This is a genomic window from Lactobacillus sp. PV012, from assembly GCF_014522325.1.
In the GTDB taxonomy this organism is placed as follows: Bacteria; Bacillota; Bacilli; order Lactobacillales; family Lactobacillaceae; genus Lactobacillus.
Genome location: NZ_CP041983.1, coordinates 1,503,091 through 1,523,859, shown reverse-complemented (window position 1 = coordinate 1,523,859; position 20,769 = coordinate 1,503,091). Strand labels below are relative to the sequence as shown.

9 protein-coding genes, 5 tRNA genes and 6 rRNA genes are annotated in these 20,769 nt (G+C 41.6%); 19 read left to right on the top strand and 1 reads right to left on the bottom strand.

The window, feature by feature from the left end; translation table 11 throughout:
* The 11 genes from FP433_RS07425 to rrf (FP433_RS07375) all read left to right on the top strand — a co-directional run bounded on the left by FP433_RS07425 (position 1) and on the right by rrf (FP433_RS07375) (position 10,146).
* Positions 1 to 1,181 (top strand): 16S ribosomal RNA (locus FP433_RS07425).
* Positions 1,182 to 1,321: 140 nt separating this feature from the next.
* Positions 1,322 to 1,396: transfer RNA gene (locus FP433_RS07420), tRNA-Ile, on the top strand.
* A gap of 36 nt (positions 1,397 to 1,432) precedes the next feature.
* Positions 1,433 to 1,505 (top strand) — tRNA-Ala (locus FP433_RS07415).
* A 129-nt stretch (positions 1,506 to 1,634) separates the two neighbouring features.
* Positions 1,635 to 4,541 (top strand): 23S ribosomal RNA (locus tag FP433_RS07410).
* Positions 4,542 to 4,600: 59 nt separating this feature from the next.
* A 5S ribosomal RNA gene (gene rrf, locus FP433_RS07405) occupies positions 4,601 to 4,717 on the top strand.
* A gap of 12 nt (positions 4,718 to 4,729) precedes the next feature.
* Positions 4,730 to 4,802, top strand: a tRNA-Asn gene (locus tag FP433_RS07400).
* 237 nt (positions 4,803 to 5,039) lie between these two features.
* A 16S ribosomal RNA gene (locus FP433_RS07395) occupies positions 5,040 to 6,610 on the top strand.
* A gap of 140 nt (positions 6,611 to 6,750) precedes the next feature.
* A tRNA-Ile gene (locus FP433_RS07390) sits at positions 6,751 to 6,825 on the top strand.
* A 36-nt stretch (positions 6,826 to 6,861) separates the two neighbouring features.
* Positions 6,862 to 6,934, top strand: a tRNA-Ala gene (locus FP433_RS07385).
* A gap of 129 nt (positions 6,935 to 7,063) precedes the next feature.
* Positions 7,064 to 9,970 (top strand): 23S ribosomal RNA (locus FP433_RS07380).
* Positions 9,971 to 10,029: 59 nt separating this feature from the next.
* Positions 10,030 to 10,146, top strand: a 5S ribosomal RNA gene (gene rrf, locus FP433_RS07375).
* The 16S, 23S and 5S rRNA genes sit together here with 5 tRNA genes alongside, the layout of an rRNA operon.
* A gap of 85 nt (positions 10,147 to 10,231) precedes the next feature.
* Here rrf (FP433_RS07375) and FP433_RS07370 read toward each other — a convergent pair.
* Positions 10,232 to 11,881: an IS1182 family transposase gene (locus tag FP433_RS07370; RefSeq protein ID WP_265486709.1), complete on the bottom strand. Its 1,650-nt coding sequence runs from the start codon at positions 11,879 to 11,881 to the stop codon at positions 10,232 to 10,234.
* A 547-nt stretch (positions 11,882 to 12,428) separates the two neighbouring features.
* Between FP433_RS07370 and FP433_RS07365 the strand changes: the two genes are divergently transcribed.
* The 8 genes from FP433_RS07365 to FP433_RS07330 all read left to right on the top strand — a co-directional run bounded on the left by FP433_RS07365 (position 12,429) and on the right by FP433_RS07330 (position 20,740).
* Positions 12,429 to 13,430 (top strand): PTS sugar transporter subunit IIB, encoded by a 1,002-nt coding sequence (locus FP433_RS07365; protein ID WP_265483816.1) that lies wholly within the window; start codon positions 12,429 to 12,431, stop codon positions 13,428 to 13,430.
* Positions 13,431 to 13,441: 11 nt separating this feature from the next.
* The gene (locus tag FP433_RS07360) at positions 13,442 to 14,245 is read left to right on the top strand and encodes a PTS mannose/fructose/sorbose transporter subunit IIC (protein ID WP_265486708.1); all 804 of its coding nucleotides are present in this window, start codon (positions 13,442 to 13,444) and stop codon (positions 14,243 to 14,245) included.
* A 19-nt stretch (positions 14,246 to 14,264) separates the two neighbouring features.
* Complete coding sequence (locus FP433_RS07355; protein WP_265483818.1) at positions 14,265 to 15,203, top strand: PTS system mannose/fructose/sorbose family transporter subunit IID; 939 nt, start codon at positions 14,265 to 14,267, stop codon at positions 15,201 to 15,203.
* Positions 15,204 to 15,234: 31 nt separating this feature from the next.
* Positions 15,235 to 15,597 carry a DUF956 family protein gene (locus FP433_RS07350; RefSeq protein ID WP_265483819.1) on the top strand — a complete coding sequence of 121 codons (363 nt, stop codon included), beginning with the start codon at positions 15,235 to 15,237 and terminating at the stop codon, positions 15,595 to 15,597.
* 158 nt (positions 15,598 to 15,755) lie between these two features.
* Positions 15,756 to 17,135, top strand: coding sequence for an amino acid permease (locus FP433_RS07345; RefSeq protein ID WP_265486707.1), 1,380 nt, complete (start codon positions 15,756 to 15,758; stop codon positions 17,133 to 17,135).
* A gap of 4 nt (positions 17,136 to 17,139) precedes the next feature.
* Positions 17,140 to 18,525, top strand: a complete 1,386-nt coding sequence (locus FP433_RS07340; protein WP_265483821.1) for an amino acid permease — start codon at positions 17,140 to 17,142, stop codon at positions 18,523 to 18,525.
* A gap of 78 nt (positions 18,526 to 18,603) precedes the next feature.
* Positions 18,604 to 19,329 (top strand): gamma-glutamyl-gamma-aminobutyrate hydrolase family protein, encoded by a 726-nt coding sequence (locus FP433_RS07335; RefSeq protein WP_265483822.1) that lies wholly within the window; start codon positions 18,604 to 18,606, stop codon positions 19,327 to 19,329.
* Between the two features lie 13 nt (positions 19,330 to 19,342).
* Positions 19,343 to 20,740, top strand: a complete 1,398-nt coding sequence (locus tag FP433_RS07330) for an APC family permease (protein ID WP_265486706.1) — start codon at positions 19,343 to 19,345, stop codon at positions 20,738 to 20,740.
* Positions 20,741 to 20,769 lie beyond the last annotated feature (29 nt).

The window sequence follows — 20,769 nt, the reverse complement described above, 5'->3', positions numbered from 1 at the left end:
AATCTTCCACAATGGACGAAAGTCTGATGGAGCAACGCCGCGTGAGTGAAGAAGGGTTTCGGCTCGTAAAGCTCTGTTGTTGGTGAAGAAAGATAGAGGTAGTAACTGGCCTTTATTCGACGGTAATCAACTAGAAAGTCACGGCTAACTACGTGCCAGCAGCCGCGGTAATACGTAGGTGGCAAGCGTTGTCCGGATTTATTGGGCGTAAAGCGAGTGCAGGCGGTTTAATAAGTCTGATGTGAAAGCCTTCGGCTCAACCGAAGAACTGCATCAGAAACTGTTAAACTTGAGTGCAGAAGAGGAGAGTGGAACTCCATGTGTAGCGGTGGAATGCGTAGATATATGGAAGAACACCAGTGGCGAAGGCGGCTCTCTGGTCTGCAACTGACGCTGAGGCTCGAAAGCATGGGTAGCGAACAGGATTAGATACCCTGGTAGTCCATGCCGTAAACGATGAGTGCTAAGTGTTGGGAGGTTTCCGCCTCTCAGTGCTGCAGCTAACGCATTAAGCACTCCGCCTGGGGAGTACGACCGCAAGGTTGAAACTCAAAGGAATTGACGGGGGCCCGCACAAGCGGTGGAGCATGTGGTTTAATTCGAAGCAACGCGAAGAACCTTACCAGGTCTTGACATCCAATGACAACCTAAGAGATTAGGCTTTCCCTTCGGGGACATTGAGACAGGTGGTGCATGGCTGTCGTCAGCTCGTGTCGTGAGATGTTGGGTTAAGTCCCGCAACGAGCGCAACCCTTGTCATTAGTTGCCATCATTAAGTTGGGCACTCTAATGAGACTGCCGGTGACAAACCGGAGGAAGGTGGGGATGACGTCAAGTCATCATGCCCCTTATGACCTGGGCTACACACGTGCTACAATGGACGGTACAACGAGAAGCGAACCTGTGAAGGCAAGCGGATCTCTGAAAGCCGTTCTCAGTTCGGATTGTAGGCTGCAACTCGCCTACATGAAGCTGGAATCGCTAGTAATCGCGGATCAGCACGCCGCGGTGAATACGTTCCCGGGCCTTGTACACACCGCCCGTCACACCATGAGAGTCTGTAACACCCAAAGCCGGTGAGATAACCTTTAAGGAGTCAGCCGTCTAAGGTAGGACAGATGATTAGGGTGAAGTCGTAACAAGGTAGCCGTAGGAGAACCTGCGGCTGGATCACCTCCTTTCTAAGGAAGGGCAACTGATGGAGAGTGTGAAGACACTAAAAGAAGTCAGAAAGCCAAACAAGAAAAAGGCACACAGAAGAATTTTTGTTTAGTTTTGAGGGTAATACCTCAACCATACTTGAATAAATGCCAAGCAAATCGGGCCTATAGCTCAGCTGGTTTAGAGCGCACGCCTGATAAGCGTGAGGTCGATGGTTCAAGTCCATTTAGGCCCATTCAAAGTAGAAAAACTTTGAGAAAGAATGGCGAATGGGGGCTTAGCTCAGATGGGAGAGCGCCTGCTTTGCACGCAGGAGGTCATCGGTTCGATCCCGTTAGCCTCCATTGAGGGGAAAGCCCTCAAGAGTTAGTACATTGAAAACTGAATATAATCAAAGCAAAAAACCGAGACAATCGAAAGAGAAACAGATTGAAGAGCGACCGAGAAGAAGAGAGAAACTCAAACTTGAAATAGGTCAAGTAGAAAAGGGCGCATGGTGAATGCCTTGGCACTAGAAGCCGATGAAGGACGTGACGAACCACGAAAGGCTTCGGGGAGCAGTAAGTAAGCGATGATCCGGAGATATCCGAATGGGGGAACCCAATACCGAGAGGTATTATCGTATGATGAATAAATAGTTATACGAAGGAAGACGCAGTGAACTGAAACATCTAAGTAGCTGCAGGAAGAGAAAGAAAAATCGATTTCCTAAGTAGCGGCGAGCGAACAGGAAAGAGCCCAAACCAACTGGCTTGCCAGTTGGGGTTGAAGGACTGCGATGTAGTACTTGAAGTGATAGCAGAATTATCTGGAAAGATAAGCCAGAGAGGGTGATAGCCCCGTAAGCGAAATTGCGACAAGACTTAGCAGGATCCTGAGTAGGTCGGGACACGAGGAATCCCGATTGAATCCGCGAGGACCATCTCGTAAGGCTAAATACTAACTAGTGACCGATAGTGAACCAGTACCGTGAGGGAAAGGTGAAAAGAACCCCGGGAGGGGAGTGAAATAGAACCTGAAACCGTGTGCCTACAAGTAGTCAGAGCACATTAAAGTGTAATGGCGTGCCTTTTGTAGAATGAACCGGCGAGTTACGTTATGTTGCAAGGTTAAGTCAGAAAAGACGGAGCCGTAGCGAAAGCGAGTCTGAATAGGGCGAAAGAGTAATGTGACGTAGACCCGAAACCAAGTGACCTACCCATGACCAGGTTGAAGGTGTGGTAAAACACACTGGAGGACCGAACCCACGTGAGTTAAAAATCGCGGGGATGAGTTGTGGGTAGCGGTGAAATTCCAAACGAACTTGGAGATAGCTGGTTCTCTCCGAAATAGCTTTAGGGCTAGCCTCGTGTGAATGATAATGGAGGTAGAGCGCTGTTTGGACTAGGGGCCCGTCATGGGTTACTGAATCCAGATAAACTTCGAATGCCAGATATCAATGCACGGGAGTCAGACTGCGAGTGATAAGATCCGTAGTCGAAAGGGAAACAGCCCAGATCACCAGTTAAGGTCCCCAAATCTATGCTAAGTGGAAAAGGATGTGGAGTTGCGTAGACAACTAGGATGTTGGCTTAGAAGCAGCCATCATTTAAAGAGTGCGTAATAGCTCACTAGTCGAGTGACGCTGCGCCGAAAATTTACCGGGGCTAAGCATAGTACCGAAACTGTGGATGCATATATTATATGTGTGGTAGGAGAGCGTTCTAAGTGCGGTGAAGTTAGATCGAGAGGACTAATGGAGCGCTTAGAAGTGAGAATGCCGGTATGAGTAGCGAAAGATAGGTGAGAATCCTATCCGCCGTAAGACTAAGGTTTCCTGGGGCAGGCTCGTCCGCCCAGGGTAAGTCGGGACCTAAGGTAAGGCCGAGAGGCGTAGCCGATGGACAACAGGTAGAAATTCCTGTACTGAAACTGCTTGTTATGAGCAATGGAGGGACGCAGGAGGCTAATGACGCATGGTGTTGGATATCCATGTGCAAGCGTTAAGAGTTAAGATGAGTCAAATGCTTGTCTTTAAAAGCTTGAGACGTGATGCGTAGTGAAGTTAAGTAGCGAAGGTCATGATGTCACACTGCCAAGAAAAGCTTCTAGCCAGAGTAGTTTTACCCGTACCGCAAACCGACACAGGTAGTCGAGGAGAGTATCCTCAGGTGAGCGAGAGAACTCTCGTTAAGGAACTCGGCAAAATGACCCCGTAACTTCGGAAGAAGGGGTGCTGATTGTAAAAGATCAGCCGCAGTGAAGAGGCCCAAACAACTGTTTATCAAAAACACAGGTATCTGCAAAATCGTAAGATGACGTATAGGTGCTGACACCTGCCCGGTGCTGGAAGGTTAAGAGGAAAGCTTAGCGCAAGCGAAGGTTTGAATTGAAGCCCCAGTAAACGGCGGCCGTAACTATAACGGTCCTAAGGTAGCGAAATTCCTTGTCGGGTAAGTTCCGACCTGCACGAAAGGTGTAATGATTTGGGCACTGTCTCAACGAGAGACTCGGTGAAATTATAATACCCGTGAAGATGCGGGTTACCCGCGACAGGACGGAAAGACCCCATGGAGCTTTACTGTAGCTTGATATTGAGTATTTGTTAAACATGTACAGGATAGGTAGGAGCCAGAGAAGATAGGACGCTAGTTTTATCGGAGGCAATGTTGGGATACTACCCTTGTTTGATGGATCCTCTAACTCAGATCGCTAAGCGCGGTCGAGGACAGTGTCAGGTGGGCAGTTTGACTGGGGCGGTCGCCTCCTAAAGTGTAACGGAGGCGCCCAAAGGTTCCCTCAGAATGGTTGGAAATCATTCGCAGAGTGTAAAGGTATAAGGGAGCTTGACTGCGAGAGCTACAACTCGAGCAGGGACGAAAGTCGGGCTTAGTGATCTGGTGGTACTGTATGGAAAGGCCATCACTCAACGGATAAAAGCTACCCTGGGGATAACAGGCTTATCTCCCCCAAGAGTTCACATCGACGGGGAGGTTTGGCACCTCGATGTCGGCTCGTCGCATCCTGGGGCTGAAGTCGGTCCCAAGGGTTGGGCTGTTCGCCCATTAAAGCGGCACGCGAGCTGGGTTCAGAACGTCGTGAGACAGTTCGGTCCCTATCCGTCGTGGGCGTAGGAAATTTGAGAGGAGCTGTCCTTAGTACGAGAGGACCGGGATGGACATACCGCTGGTGTACCAGTTGTCGAGCCTTCGGCATCGCTGGGTAGCTATGTATGGACGGGATAAGCGCTGAAAGCATCTAAGTGCGAAGCCCCCCTCAAGATGAGATTTCCGATGCGAAAGCAGTAAGACACCTTAAAGACGATGAGGTAGATAGGCTAGGAGTGTAAGCTCAGTGATGAGTGAAGCGGACTAGTACTAATCAGTCGAGCACTTGACCAAAGCTCTAGGTTTTAGGCTTTAGATTATATTCAGTTTTGAGTGTAATAACTCAGAAAGAGTACGGTGGCAATGGCAAGAAGGAAACACCTGTTCCCATGCCGAACACAGAAGTTAAGCTTCTTAACGCCGAAAGTAGTTGGTGGGAAACTGCCTGCGAGGATAGGTAGTTGCCGTGCTCTTTTACTTATTCCGGCTTAGCTCAGTTGGTAGAGCACCTGACTGTTAATCAGGCTGTCGTCAGTTCGAGTCTGACAGCCGGAGCTAATAGCGAAATAAAAAATTACAAAAAACACTTGCAATTTATTTTAAAATGCGCTATAATTATTAAGCTAACTTGATAAAAGATTAAGTTAGTGGTAGTACCTTGAAAACTGAACAAAAATTCGTAAGTGTGCGGGGGAAATAAACCCCAAACAAAGCGAAGTCAATTCGCAAGCAATAAATTTGAGATAACAAATCAAAAAAACGTTAAGAGCTAAGAAAAGCTCATTTCAAAAAGGAAATGAGAGTTTGATCCTGGCTCAGGACGAACGCTGGCGGCGTGCCTAATACATGCAAGTCGAGCGAGCTTGCCTAGATGATTGAAATGCTTGCATTTCATGAAACTAGATACAAGCTAGCGGCGAACGGGTGAGTAACACGTGGGTAACCTGCCCAAGAGACTGGGATAACACCTGGAAACAGATGCTAATACCGGATAACAACACTAGACGCATGTCTAGAGTTTGAAAGATGGATTTCTATCACTCTTGGATGGACCTGCGGTGCATTAGCTAGTTGGTAAGGTAACGGCTTACCAAGGCAATGATGCATAGCCGAGTTGAGAGACTGATCGGCCACATTGGGACTGAGACACGGCCCAAACTCCTACGGGAGGCAGCAGTAGGGAATCTTCCACAATGGACGAAAGTCTGATGGAGCAACGCCGCGTGAGTGAAGAAGGGTTTCGGCTCGTAAAGCTCTGTTGTTGGTGAAGAAAGATAGAGGTAGTAACTGGCCTTTATTCGACGGTAATCAACTAGAAAGTCACGGCTAACTACGTGCCAGCAGCCGCGGTAATACGTAGGTGGCAAGCGTTGTCCGGATTTATTGGGCGTAAAGCGAGTGCAGGCGGTTTAATAAGTCTGATGTGAAAGCCTTCGGCTCAACCGAAGAACTGCATCAGAAACTGTTAAACTTGAGTGCAGAAGAGGAGAGTGGAACTCCATGTGTAGCGGTGGAATGCGTAGATATATGGAAGAACACCAGTGGCGAAGGCGGCTCTCTGGTCTGCAACTGACGCTGAGGCTCGAAAGCATGGGTAGCGAACAGGATTAGATACCCTGGTAGTCCATGCCGTAAACGATGAGTGCTAAGTGTTGGGAGGTTTCCGCCTCTCAGTGCTGCAGCTAACGCATTAAGCACTCCGCCTGGGGAGTACGACCGCAAGGTTGAAACTCAAAGGAATTGACGGGGGCCCGCACAAGCGGTGGAGCATGTGGTTTAATTCGAAGCAACGCGAAGAACCTTACCAGGTCTTGACATCCAATGACAACCTAAGAGATTAGGCTTTCCCTTCGGGGACATTGAGACAGGTGGTGCATGGCTGTCGTCAGCTCGTGTCGTGAGATGTTGGGTTAAGTCCCGCAACGAGCGCAACCCTTGTCATTAGTTGCCATCATTAAGTTGGGCACTCTAATGAGACTGCCGGTGACAAACCGGAGGAAGGTGGGGATGACGTCAAGTCATCATGCCCCTTATGACCTGGGCTACACACGTGCTACAATGGACGGTACAACGAGAAGCGAACCTGTGAAGGCAAGCGGATCTCTGAAAGCCGTTCTCAGTTCGGATTGTAGGCTGCAACTCGCCTACATGAAGCTGGAATCGCTAGTAATCGCGGATCAGCACGCCGCGGTGAATACGTTCCCGGGCCTTGTACACACCGCCCGTCACACCATGAGAGTCTGTAACACCCAAAGCCGGTGAGATAACCTTTAAGGAGTCAGCCGTCTAAGGTAGGACAGATGATTAGGGTGAAGTCGTAACAAGGTAGCCGTAGGAGAACCTGCGGCTGGATCACCTCCTTTCTAAGGAAGGGCAACTGATGGAGAGTGTGAAGACACTAAAAGAAGTCAGAAAGCCAAACAAGAAAAAGGCACACAGAAGAATTTTTGTTTAGTTTTGAGGGTAATACCTCAACCATACTTGAATAAATGCCAAGCAAATCGGGCCTATAGCTCAGCTGGTTTAGAGCGCACGCCTGATAAGCGTGAGGTCGATGGTTCAAGTCCATTTAGGCCCATTCAAAGTAGAAAAACTTTGAGAAAGAATGGCGAATGGGGGCTTAGCTCAGATGGGAGAGCGCCTGCTTTGCACGCAGGAGGTCATCGGTTCGATCCCGTTAGCCTCCATTGAGGGGAAAGCCCTCAAGAGTTAGTACATTGAAAACTGAATATAATCAAAGCAAAAAACCGAGACAATCGAAAGAGAAACAGATTGAAGAGCGACCGAGAAGAAGAGAGAAACTCAAACTTGAAATAGGTCAAGTAGAAAAGGGCGCATGGTGAATGCCTTGGCACTAGAAGCCGATGAAGGACGTGACGAACCACGAAAGGCTTCGGGGAGCAGTAAGTAAGCGATGATCCGGAGATATCCGAATGGGGGAACCCAATACCGAGAGGTATTATCGTATGATGAATAAATAGTTATACGAAGGAAGACGCAGTGAACTGAAACATCTAAGTAGCTGCAGGAAGAGAAAGAAAAATCGATTTCCTAAGTAGCGGCGAGCGAACAGGAAAGAGCCCAAACCAACTGGCTTGCCAGTTGGGGTTGAAGGACTGCGATGTAGTACTTGAAGTGATAGCAGAATTATCTGGAAAGATAAGCCAGAGAGGGTGATAGCCCCGTAAGCGAAATTGCGACAAGACTTAGCAGGATCCTGAGTAGGTCGGGACACGAGGAATCCCGATTGAATCCGCGAGGACCATCTCGTAAGGCTAAATACTAACTAGTGACCGATAGTGAACCAGTACCGTGAGGGAAAGGTGAAAAGAACCCCGGGAGGGGAGTGAAATAGAACCTGAAACCGTGTGCCTACAAGTAGTCAGAGCACATTAAAGTGTAATGGCGTGCCTTTTGTAGAATGAACCGGCGAGTTACGTTATGTTGCAAGGTTAAGTCAGAAAAGACGGAGCCGTAGCGAAAGCGAGTCTGAATAGGGCGAAAGAGTAATGTGACGTAGACCCGAAACCAAGTGACCTACCCATGACCAGGTTGAAGGTGTGGTAAAACACACTGGAGGACCGAACCCACGTGAGTTAAAAATCGCGGGGATGAGTTGTGGGTAGCGGTGAAATTCCAAACGAACTTGGAGATAGCTGGTTCTCTCCGAAATAGCTTTAGGGCTAGCCTCGTGTGAATGATAATGGAGGTAGAGCGCTGTTTGGACTAGGGGCCCGTCATGGGTTACTGAATCCAGATAAACTTCGAATGCCAGATATCAATGCACGGGAGTCAGACTGCGAGTGATAAGATCCGTAGTCGAAAGGGAAACAGCCCAGATCACCAGTTAAGGTCCCCAAATCTATGCTAAGTGGAAAAGGATGTGGAGTTGCGTAGACAACTAGGATGTTGGCTTAGAAGCAGCCATCATTTAAAGAGTGCGTAATAGCTCACTAGTCGAGTGACGCTGCGCCGAAAATTTACCGGGGCTAAGCATAGTACCGAAACTGTGGATGCATATATTATATGTGTGGTAGGAGAGCGTTCTAAGTGCGGTGAAGTTAGATCGAGAGGACTAATGGAGCGCTTAGAAGTGAGAATGCCGGTATGAGTAGCGAAAGATAGGTGAGAATCCTATCCGCCGTAAGACTAAGGTTTCCTGGGGCAGGCTCGTCCGCCCAGGGTAAGTCGGGACCTAAGGTAAGGCCGAGAGGCGTAGCCGATGGACAACAGGTAGAAATTCCTGTACTGAAACTGCTTGTTATGAGCAATGGAGGGACGCAGGAGGCTAATGACGCATGGTGTTGGATATCCATGTGCAAGCGTTAAGAGTTAAGATGAGTCAAATGCTTGTCTTTAAAAGCTTGAGACGTGATGCGTAGTGAAGTTAAGTAGCGAAGGTCATGATGTCACACTGCCAAGAAAAGCTTCTAGCCAGAGTAGTTTTACCCGTACCGCAAACCGACACAGGTAGTCGAGGAGAGTATCCTCAGGTGAGCGAGAGAACTCTCGTTAAGGAACTCGGCAAAATGACCCCGTAACTTCGGAAGAAGGGGTGCTGATTGTAAAAGATCAGCCGCAGTGAAGAGGCCCAAACAACTGTTTATCAAAAACACAGGTATCTGCAAAATCGTAAGATGACGTATAGGTGCTGACACCTGCCCGGTGCTGGAAGGTTAAGAGGAAAGCTTAGCGCAAGCGAAGGTTTGAATTGAAGCCCCAGTAAACGGCGGCCGTAACTATAACGGTCCTAAGGTAGCGAAATTCCTTGTCGGGTAAGTTCCGACCTGCACGAAAGGTGTAATGATTTGGGCACTGTCTCAACGAGAGACTCGGTGAAATTATAATACCCGTGAAGATGCGGGTTACCCGCGACAGGACGGAAAGACCCCATGGAGCTTTACTGTAGCTTGATATTGAGTATTTGTTAAACATGTACAGGATAGGTAGGAGCCAGAGAAGATAGGACGCTAGTTTTATCGGAGGCAATGTTGGGATACTACCCTTGTTTGATGGATCCTCTAACTCAGATCGCTAAGCGCGGTCGAGGACAGTGTCAGGTGGGCAGTTTGACTGGGGCGGTCGCCTCCTAAAGTGTAACGGAGGCGCCCAAAGGTTCCCTCAGAATGGTTGGAAATCATTCGCAGAGTGTAAAGGTATAAGGGAGCTTGACTGCGAGAGCTACAACTCGAGCAGGGACGAAAGTCGGGCTTAGTGATCTGGTGGTACTGTATGGAAAGGCCATCACTCAACGGATAAAAGCTACCCTGGGGATAACAGGCTTATCTCCCCCAAGAGTTCACATCGACGGGGAGGTTTGGCACCTCGATGTCGGCTCGTCGCATCCTGGGGCTGAAGTCGGTCCCAAGGGTTGGGCTGTTCGCCCATTAAAGCGGCACGCGAGCTGGGTTCAGAACGTCGTGAGACAGTTCGGTCCCTATCCGTCGTGGGCGTAGGAAATTTGAGAGGAGCTGTCCTTAGTACGAGAGGACCGGGATGGACATACCGCTGGTGTACCAGTTGTCGAGCCTTCGGCATCGCTGGGTAGCTATGTATGGACGGGATAAGCGCTGAAAGCATCTAAGTGCGAAGCCCCCCTCAAGATGAGATTTCCGATGCGAAAGCAGTAAGACACCTTAAAGACGATGAGGTAGATAGGCTAGGAGTGTAAGCTCAGTGATGAGTGAAGCGGACTAGTACTAATCAGTCGAGCACTTGACCAAAGCTCTAGGTTTTAGGCTTTAGATTATATTCAGTTTTGAGTGTAATAACTCAGAAAGAGTACGGTGGCAATGGCAAGAAGGAAACACCTGTTCCCATGCCGAACACAGAAGTTAAGCTTCTTAACGCCGAAAGTAGTTGGTGGGAAACTGCCTGCGAGGATAGGTAGTTGCCGTGCTACTCGGGAATGATATTCACGAGTATGTTGGTTCTATACTAATATAACAGATAGAAAGTGTCTGGGAAAAAACTAACTCCCTAGACTAAAAATTAAGAGTAAGATTTCTAAAAATAGAATTCTTACTCTTTTTTGTTAAAACAGCCCCGTTTAAGAGTCTTGCGTTCCAGAATTTACTTAAGTTCATCATCAGAAACATCAATCCAATATCTGTTTCTACATTCTTTTTACCCCTTAGGTGTGCCCTGCGCATGCCAAATACACTCTTCATGTGTCCAAAAATTGGCTCGACATCTGTCTTTCTCATGCTATAGATGTGTTTGCCTTCCTCACTTTGAAGAGTTTCTTTTGCTTTTTCTTTAAAATATTGCCAGCTTGGATTGTATTGAACTTGCCGTTGACGACCACTCTTGGTTTTAGCTAATCGAGTTTGTTCTTCACTTAGTTGGAACTCATCTGCTTCGTAGATCTTAAGATCGGATATTAGCCCTGTAATTTTATTTTTACGCTTACGATATCCTTTAAAATTAAAGCGAACACCTTGCCAGTCGATATAGTAATCGTCTTTTTCATTGTAGTACCAGTTACTTAATTTTTTGGGATCATTCTTATACTTGCGTGTCTGTTCCTTTTCATACAAGGTGTATGGAATAAAATACTTTTTATCTTTGTACTTGTCCTCAAGCATTGAATAGTTATACTCGCTACCATAACCGGCATCGGCAACTATATTGTTAAATTTATCCAATAACTCTCTAGCTTTCATCTGTCCCAAGAAAGGTTCAAGCGTTCTAAAATCTGTTGGATTATGGTATAAAGCAAAATCAATAACATACTGATTACTGGTAGCTGCTTGAATATTATAGCCTGGTTTAAGCTGACCATTTTTCATATGATCTTCTTTCATGTGCATAAAGGTTGCGTCATGGTCAGTTTTAGAAAAGCTGTTACGTTTACCTAAGATTTGTTTGGCTTTTTCATATTTCATTGCTCGTGGAACGTAATCTTTATTTAATTTATGTAAATACTTCTTTAGTCTACGTCTTCTCCGTTTTTTAGTTGAACCACCGGGAATGACTGTGCGTTCAGCTTTTATTTCTTGATCAAGTTGCTCAATTTCTTTATTGACTTCTTTAGCCATCATTGTCATACCTTTACTGGTCATGGCTTCTTCTTCAGTGATAGCTTTAGTTACTTTTTCTTGAACCAAATCTTCATAAAGCTTGAGAGCATCTTCTTTCAGTTTAGTATGATATTTTTCGATAGCTTTCTTCCAAACAAAAGTATACTTGTTGGCATCAGCTTCGATCTTAGTGCCATCGATAAACAAAGAGCCTTCTCTAAGTAGTCCTTGTTCTTGTAAAAGATGAGTGAAGTAGATGAAACTCTTTTTGATCAAGCCATTAGCATGCTCACTAGATCTAAAATTATTGATCGTGTGATAGGAGATGTGTTGACCTTGAGCAATCACCATCATTGGTAGATTTTCTTCTAACATCCTCTCAATCTTTCTACCAGAGAAAACACGTCTGGAGTATGCAAAGAGCAGAATTTTTAACATCATAGCTGGATGATAGCCTGGTCTACCAGTCTTTGTCATGTCATCATCTAACATGACCTCATTAGGAATAGTATCAACGAAATCACTGATCAGCTGGGCTAAATGATTATTAGGGATAGAAAAATCCAAGTTGAGTGTCAAAGTAGTTTGCCCTGTGATATAATTTTGATACATAAAAATTCCACCTTTTTGTTTTTATTTTGTGGTGATTTAATAATATCAAGGTTGGGAGATAATGTATAGAAAAAATCCGTTAGAACTTGTCTGTTCTAACGGATTTTCTATTTTAAGCATCTAGTTTTTTCCCAGACACTTTCTATTTATAGAATTTTAAATTCTTCTTTTTGAGATTTAGATTGATTGAACCAATTGTGCGGTTGATACCTTTTAATATACATCTCTTTTACTGGATAAAAAGATAAGAGCGTTAACAAGGAAAGGTATTATGATTTTTAGAAGAAAAATTTGCTTGGCTCCCTCATGATCCTCCTCGTAAAATTAATCCGCTTAATTACCCTCATTTGAGAAAAGACTTTAATTTTTTGGATAAGGAAAAAATATTATAATTTCCTCCCTCTCTTCTAGAAATTCAATTTTGATAAAGTATCTATAAGGTTTATGCAAGCATTTTCATTAAGAATGTGGTATTATATAAAAGTAAACGTATACATTCCTAATTTATAGGTATTTCGTGCAATTTTTGATTAAGGGGGAAATCAAGATGGTAGGAATTATCTTAGCGAGTCATGGGGGATTTGCTGAGGGTATATTTCAATCTGCAGAGATGATTTTTGGTAAACAAGAAAATCTAGTTCCTTGTATATTGAAACCTGATGAAGGCCCAGATGATATTAAAGCGAAGATGAAAAAGGCAATTGAGTCTTTTGATAATCAAGATGAAGTGTTATTTTTAATTGATTTATGGGGAGGAACCCCATTTAATCAAGCTAACAATCTGGTAAAGGAACATTCGAGTAATAATTGGGCAATTGTTACTGGAATGAATTTGCCAATGGTTATTGAAGCCTTGGGGCAACGAATGGCTAGTGAAAAGGCTGATGAAATTGCCAGTGCCATTGTTAAACCGGGACGTGATGGGATAAAGACCCAACCAGAAAGTTTGATGCCAAAAGATACAGTGGCTCAATCTAAAGAAAAATCTCCTGGAAAACAAGGATCAATTCCGGAAGGAACAGTCTTGGGAGATGGGCACATAAAATATGGATTAGCTCGAATAGATACTCGTCTTCTTCATGGACAAGTAGCAACTGGCTGGACCAAGAGTATCAATCCTTCAAGAATTATTGTAGTTTCTGATAAAGTAGCAAAAGATAAACTAAGAAAATCAATGATTAGAGAAGCCGCTCCAGCAGGGGTTCCAGCTAATACTATTCCTATTAAAAAAATGGTAGAGGTGGATAAAGATCCACGCTTTGGAGATACTAAGGCGCTAGTACTTTTCGAAAATCCTCAAGAAGCTCTTCAAGCGATTAAAGATGGAGTAAATATAAAGGAAATTAATCTTGGGTCTATTGCATATGCAGATGGAAAAGTAAATGTAAATAAGGCTATTGCAATGGATCAAGCAGATGTAGATGCTATCAAAGAAATGAAAAAAATGGGAGTAAAATTTGATGTACGAAAGGTACCGAGTGATAGCCCAGAAAATATTGATAGCCTTTTGGCAAAAGCGGAAAATGAATTAAAGAAGCAAGGTAAATAGGAGAAAATAATATGAATGCTATACAGATGATTCTGGTAGTGGTTGTTGCTTTCTTAGCTGGTATGGGAGGAATCCTAGATCAATTTCAATTTCAACAACCATTGGTCGCATGTACATTAATTGGATTAGTCACAGGTAACCTAACTTTAGGTGTCATTCTTGGTGGATCCCTTCAAATGATTGCACTAGGTTGGGCAAATATTGGAGCTGCGGTAGCACCTGATGCTGCCTTAGCATCAGTAGCATCTGCTATTATTTTAGTGCAAGGTGGACAAGGTCAAAAAGGAATTGGTACTGCAATTGGTATTGCAATTCCATTAGCAGTTGCAGGACTATTTTTAACAATGTTGGTAAGAACAATTTCAATTTGGATCGTTCATAAAATGGATAATCAAGCTGAAAAAGCAAATTGGCGCGGAATTGATATGTGGCAATATGTTGCATTAGCTCTTCAAGGATTAAGAATTGCTATTCCAGCAGCATTACTTTTGGCCATTCCTGCTAGCGTAGTTCGTCAAGGATTAGAAGCTATGCCACAGTGGTTAAATGATGGAATGACGATTGGTGGGGGAATGGTAGTAGCGGTTGGTTATGCAATGGTTATTAATATGATGGCTAGTCGTGAAGTGTGGCCTTTCTTTGCAATTGGTTTCTGTCTTGCTGCTATTAAGGAATTAACTTTAATTGCCCTTGGTGGGATTGGATTAGCAATGGCCTTAATGTACTTAGCTTTAGAAGGCTCAAACAAGGGTAACAATAGTGACAGTAATAGTGGATCTGGAGATCCACTCGGTGACATTTTAGATGACTATTAAACCGAGAGGAGGTAGCAAGATGGCAGAAACGACTTTAAAAAAAGACAATAAAATTAAATTAAGTAAGGCAGATAGATGGAGAGTATGTTGGCGTTCTACATTTATTCAAGGTTCATGGAACTATGAAAGAATGCAAAATGGTGGTTTTGCTTATAGTATGATCCCAGCTTTAAAGAAGCTCTATCCTGAGAAAAAAGATATGAGTGGTGCCTTAAAGCGTCATTTAGAATTCTTTAATACACACCCATATCTGGCAGCTCCAATTTTGGGAGTAACATTAGCTTTAGAAGAAGATAGAGCAAATGGTGCAGAGGTAGATAATCAAGCTATTTCTGGAGTTAAAGTTGGTATGATGGGACCTTTAGCCGGAGTAGGTGATCCGGTATTTTGGTACACAGTTCGACCAATTATTGGTTCTTTGGGAGCTTCTCTTGCTTTAAGTGGAAATATTTTAGGGCCAATTGTTTTCTTTGTTCTATGGAATGTAATTAGAATTGCCTTCTTATGGTATACTCAAGAATTAGGTTATAACGCAGGAACAAAGATTACTGAAGATGCTTCAGGTGGACTATTACAAAAGATAACTCGTGGAGCTTCAATGATGGGGATGTTTGTTATTGGAGCATTGATCGAAAGATGGGTAAATATTGATTTTAAGCCTGTAGTATCAAGAACTCCTCTCCAAAAAGGAGCATATATTGATTGGAATAGTCTTCCAGCAGGTGCCAAGGGAATCCAAAAAGCATTGTTAGAATGGAATAAAGGAGATGGCATGTCCTTGACAAAGGTAAAGGAGACTACTCTTCAACAAAACCTTGATCAATTGATTCCTGGGCTTGCAGCTATTTTACTTACCTTCTTATGTATGTGGCTTCTGAAGAAAAAAGTATCACCAATTATTATCATTATTGGTATCTTTATCTTAGGTATTGTGGGTCATGTAATTGGCTTGTTCTAATAAAGATAGTTCTTAATAAAAGAGGAGGACTATGGTTCAGTCACTAAATTCAGCAGTAGAATATGTTGACTCTGGAACTTGGTTTCGGGGGATGCCAAGTTATGGGAAAATTATGATTGGTAACAGAGGATTTGAATTTTATCGAGAAAATAATATAAAGGATTATGTTCAAATACCTTGGAATGAAATTAATCTAATCATTGCTGATGTATATTTTAAAGGAAAGTATATTCCGAGATTTCAAATTCGTACAAAGAGAAATGGAGATTTTTACTTTGCAGCTCGCCATGTAAAACCAACTTTACGAGCTATTAGGAAGCATATTCCAGCAGATAATATCAGAAAATCTTTATCGTTTTGGCAAAAATTGAAACGCGGCTTTATGGAAAAATGATAAAAACCTGAGTGTATACTCAGGTTTTTTTGTTATTAAAAAGAAAAATAGGATCTAGGGTTGTCAAGGAAGGAGCCATATATTAAAATTAAATTTAATGTAACATTTATTTTTAACTAGTATTATTTAAGGTATTAGTTTTAATATGGGAGAATAAAATGAAAACGCGTAAGTCAAACCCAAGTTTGCAACGTTCGATGACCGCAGGCCAAATGGAAATGATTTCACTTGGTGGGGCAATTGGTGTTGGTTTGTTTATGGGTGCAACAGCTACCATAAAATGGACTGGGCCTTCTGTTTTGCTTGCCTATTTATTTGTGGGAATTATTTTGTATGTAGTAATGAGAGCACTGGGAGAAATGCTCTATATAAATCCAGGAACAGGATCATTTGCTGATTATGCGGCTGAATATGTTCATCCAATAGCGGGGTATTTAGCTGAATGGGCGAACGTTTTTGAGTATATTGTTGTTGGGATGTCTGAGGTAGTAGCCGCAACAGAATATTTAAAGTTTTGGTGGCCGAATATCAATGTTCTTTGGTCTGGAATTATAATTATTGCTTTTTTGCTATTAGCTAACTTAGCTAGTGCAAAGGCTTATGCATCTTTGGAATTCTGGTTTGCGATGATTAAAGTTATTACGATAATTTTAATGATTGTATTGGGCTTATTAGTTATCTTCTTTGGGGTTGGTAATAATGGAAAGCCAACAGGATTTAGCAATTTGTGGTCTCATGGAGGTTTCTTCACGGGAGGATTAAAAGGATTTATTTTTTCTTTATCTATTATTGTAGGTTCATATGAAGGAATTGAACTTTTAGGAATTTCTGCCGGAGAGGTTGCTGATCCACAAAAGGCAATTGTAAAAAGTGTAAAATCTGTTTTATGGCGTATCTTAATTTTCTATGTGGGAGCAATCTTTGTAATTGTAACTATATATCCTTGGGATGAATTGAGCAGTATGGGTTCACCATTTGTAACTACATTTGCTAAAGTAGGAATTACAGCTGCGGCTAGTGTGATAAATTTTGTTGTCTTAACAGCAGCCTTATCAGGAGCTAACTCAGGTATTTATTCTTCAAGTAGAATGCTCTTTAAACTTGCGCATGATGGAGAAGCGCCTAAAACATTTGGTCATATTTCGAAAAGAATTGTTCCCAACCGGGCAATTATGGGAATTACCGGGGGAATATTTGTTGGATTTTTATTGGATGTAGTAGCAGCAACAATTAATAAATCTACTCAGGACTTATTTGTTGTAGTTTTTTCATCCTCAGTATTACCAGGAATGATTCCATGGTTTGTAATCCTATTAGCAGAGTTACGATTTAGAAGAAATAACCCTGATCTGTTAAAAGATCACCCTTTTAAGTTGCCTTTATACCCCCTATCTAATTATTTTGCTTTTATAGTTTTAATTTTAATTGTAGTATTTATGTTCATTAATCCAGAAACTCGAATTTCAGTTGCTGTAGGAGCGATTGTCTTAATTGTAGCAGTTTTAGTCTATTTGGTTAGACACCGTAAGAAAGGATAAAAGTATGGAAAAAGAAAAACAGTCAGCCCCCAAGTTAAAACGATCGATGTCAGCAGGACAGATGGAAATGATTTCTCTTGGTGGAGCAATTGGAGTTGGACTTTTTATGGGTTCTACTTCGACCATTAAGTGGACAGGGCCATCAGTATTATTAGCCTATATGTTTGTAGGAGTGATTCTCTATATCGTTATGCGAGCACTAGGGGAGATGCTCTATGTGAACCCAACGACAGGATCATTTGCTGATTATGCAACTGATTATATTTCTCCGTTAGCAGGATATTTGGCAGAATGGGCTGCTGTTTTTCAATATATTGTTGTTGGAATTTCAGAAGTTATCGCAGCCATAAGTTACTTAAAAGTTTGGTGGCCAAATATTAGCGATTTATGGACTGGATTAATTATTATTGGCTTTTTAGTATTAGCAAATATTGCAAGTGCTAAGGCGTATGGATCATTAGAATTTTGGTTTGCAATGATCAAAGTAGTAACAATCATTCTAATGATAATTTTAGGCTTTTTAGTAATTTTATTTGGTGTAGGAAATCATGGGCAGCCAATTGGATTTAGTAATTTGTGGTCTCATGGTGGATTTTTTGCTGGTGGTATAAAAGGTTTCTTCTTTTCAATGGCGATTATTGTCGGATCCTATGAAGGAATTGAAGTAATCGGAATTTCTGCCGGAGAAGTTGCTGATCCACAAAAAGCTATTGTTAAAAGTGTAAGAACAGTATTGTGGCGCATTTTAATTTTCTACGTGGGAGCAATCTTTGTAATTGTGACAATTTATCCTTGGAATCAACTTCAAGCCATGCAGTCCCCATTTGTGGAAACATTTATGAAGGTGGGAATAACAGCAGCAGCAAGTATTATTAACTTTGTTATCTTGACAGCAGCTTTATCAGGAGCTAACTCAGGTATTTATTCTTCAAGTAGAATGCTCTTTAAATTAGCACATGCGGGGGAAGCACCTAAAGTATTTAAGCATATTTCTAAAAGAGTCGTTCCAAATTATGCAATTTTTGGAATTACCGGGGGAATTTTAATTGGATTTATTTTAAATTTAATTGCTTCTACAATTAATAAATCAATGAGTGAATTATTTGTTACAGTTTATAGTTCCTCTGTCTTACCAGGGATGGTAGCATGGTTTGTAATTTTATTAGCAGAATTAAAATTTAGAAAAGAAAATATAGAATTAATGAAGGACCATCCGTTTAAATTACCTCTATATCCATTCTCAAATTATTTTGCTTTATTTATGTTAACAGTAATTGTAATATTCATGTTTATTAATCCAGAGACGCGAGTTTCAGTGAGTGTAGGGGCAGGAGTATTAATCATTGCTGTACTGTTTTATTTAGTAAAACATAAGAGTATTAAAAAGTAAGCAAAAAGCCTTTCTTACTTGTCGTAAGTGGGCTTTTTTTGTATATTAATTTTAGAATGATTAAGGAGGTAGAAGATTATGAAACCACTTATTGGAATATCAGGATCAGTTATAATTGATGATGGAGGAATTTTCCCAGGGTACCATCGAAGCTATGTAAATGATGATTATATTGATTCTGTAATCCAAAATGGAGGAATTCCATTTATTATTCCATTTAATCAGGATGAAGAAGTAATAAGAGAACAGATGAAGAATGTGCAAGGACTTATTTTGTCAGGCGGACATGATGTAGATCCTCATAATTATGGTGAAGAACCAGAGCAGAAATTAGGAAACATCTGGCCAGAACGGGATAAGTTTGATATGTTACTTTTAACGTTAGCAGAAGAAAACCATATTCCTGTTTTGGGAATTTGTAGAGGAGCACAAATTATTAATGTAGCCCATGGGGGAACTTTATATCAAGATTTGAGCTATCGCCCAGAAAAGACTTTAAAGCATTCTCAAGGACAAACTCCTACTTTAGTTACTCATACTGTTAAAACACTTAAAGGAAGCAAGATTGCAGAGTTGCTGGAGACAGATAGCTTACAAACAAATTCATTTCACCATCAACTACTAAAAGATGTTGCTTCTGATTTTAAAGTAACTGCACGCTGTGTAGATGGAGTAGTAGAGGGAATTGAAAATTCCGATGGGTCTGTAATTGGGGTACAATGGCATCCAGAAATGCTTCATAGAGTAAGTAAAGTACAAAATAATCTTTTTAAACATATAATTGATAATGCTAAAAAGAACTAAGGAATAAATTACTATGAATAAAAATGAAAGTGATAAATTAGGTTTTTGGTCGATAGTTTTATTAGCGATTAATGCTATTATTGGCTCAGGAATCTTTTTAACGCCTGGAAGTGTAGTTCAGCAGGCAGGATCACAAGCTTTACTAGTTTATTTTATTGCGGCAATTTTTGCTTCAATTTTAGCAATTTCTTTTTCTGCAGCTGCAAAATATGTTACAAAATCGGGAGCAGCCTATGCTTATTCCAAGGCTGCTTTTGGGAATAATGTAGGATTTTACATGGGAATTTTGCGATATTTTTCTGCAAGTGTAGCTTGGGGAGTAATGGCTGTAGGTGTTATAAAGTCAACAATTTCAATTTTTGGTGGAAACCCAAATAAAAAGTTAAGTGTGACAATTGGCTTTTTAATTTTAATGGCAATAATTACAGTGATTAATTTATTTGGTCAAAAAGTTTTAAAATGGGTAATGAACTTAGCGACTATTGGGAAATTAGCGGCTTTAGTATTAATTATTATTGCTGGAGTGATTCTGTTAATAATTACAGGTGCTTCAAGCAATTTATCTGAAGTAAATAATATTACCCAAAATGGTCATAAAATTGTACCACCGTTAACTACTACAGGTTTTGTAATGGCAATTGTAGCGGCGTTTTATGCCTTTACAGGATTTGAATCAGTAGCATCGGGATCTGATGACATGAAGGATCCAGATAAGAATTTACCTCGGGCAATTCCATTGGCAATTTTGGTAATTGCCGTGATATATATTGGAGTAGTAGCAGTAGCAATGGTACTAGATCCAAAAGCTTTAATGACTACAACACAAGTTGTGGCAATTGCAGCTATTTTTAAAAATGAAATTTTACGAGATGTAATTTTAGTTGGAGCATTAATTTCAATGTTTGGAATTAATGTGGCTTCCAGTTTTAATGCTCCACGTATTTTAGAAGCGATGGCAAGAGAAAAGCAGCTATCTGCAAGTTTAACTAAAAGAACAAAGAATAATTTCCCTATTCGAACATTTTTTGTATCAGTTGCTTTAGCAATATTAATTCCATTAGCTTTTGAATATAATATGACTAATTTGATTACCCTAAGTGCAATGGTAAGATTCTTAGGGTTCATTGTTGTTCCAATTGCTGTGATTCAATTCTATCGTGGAAAAAGTGCGGAACCTATTTTAAAAGGCCATCGAAATTTATTTACTGATGTAATTTTACCAATAATTTCTGTAATAATTGTTATTTTCTTGTTAATCGAATACAATTGGAAAGCACAATTTGGAATTATTGTAAATAATAAAATAGTAGGGATTAATTGGTATGCGGTTGCAATGATGATATTTGGATTCATTCTCTTGCCACTAATTATGTTTATCATTTCTCACTCAATGAGAAGCAAAGAAAAATAAAGGCTGTGAAAAAAGTCTTACTTAAGCTA

Excerpts from the sequence above, each read along its gene's own strand:
- FP433_RS07370 (WP_265486709.1), bottom strand. The coding sequence starts at position 11,881 with ATGTATCAAAATTATATCACAGGGCAAACTACTTTGACACTCAACTTG.
- FP433_RS07365 (WP_265483816.1), top strand. The coding sequence starts at position 12,429 with ATGGTAGGAATTATCTTAGCGAGTCATGGGGGATTTGCTGAGGGTATA.
- FP433_RS07360 (WP_265486708.1), top strand. The coding sequence starts at position 13,442 with ATGAATGCTATACAGATGATTCTGGTAGTGGTTGTTGCTTTCTTAGCT.
- FP433_RS07355 (WP_265483818.1), top strand. The coding sequence starts at position 14,265 with ATGGCAGAAACGACTTTAAAAAAAGACAATAAAATTAAATTAAGTAAG.
- FP433_RS07350 (WP_265483819.1), top strand. The coding sequence starts at position 15,235 with ATGGTTCAGTCACTAAATTCAGCAGTAGAATATGTTGACTCTGGAACT.
- FP433_RS07345 (WP_265486707.1), top strand. The coding sequence starts at position 15,756 with ATGAAAACGCGTAAGTCAAACCCAAGTTTGCAACGTTCGATGACCGCA.
- FP433_RS07340 (WP_265483821.1), top strand. The coding sequence starts at position 17,140 with ATGGAAAAAGAAAAACAGTCAGCCCCCAAGTTAAAACGATCGATGTCA.
- FP433_RS07335 (WP_265483822.1), top strand. The coding sequence starts at position 18,604 with ATGAAACCACTTATTGGAATATCAGGATCAGTTATAATTGATGATGGA.
- FP433_RS07330 (WP_265486706.1), top strand. The coding sequence starts at position 19,343 with ATGAATAAAAATGAAAGTGATAAATTAGGTTTTTGGTCGATAGTTTTA.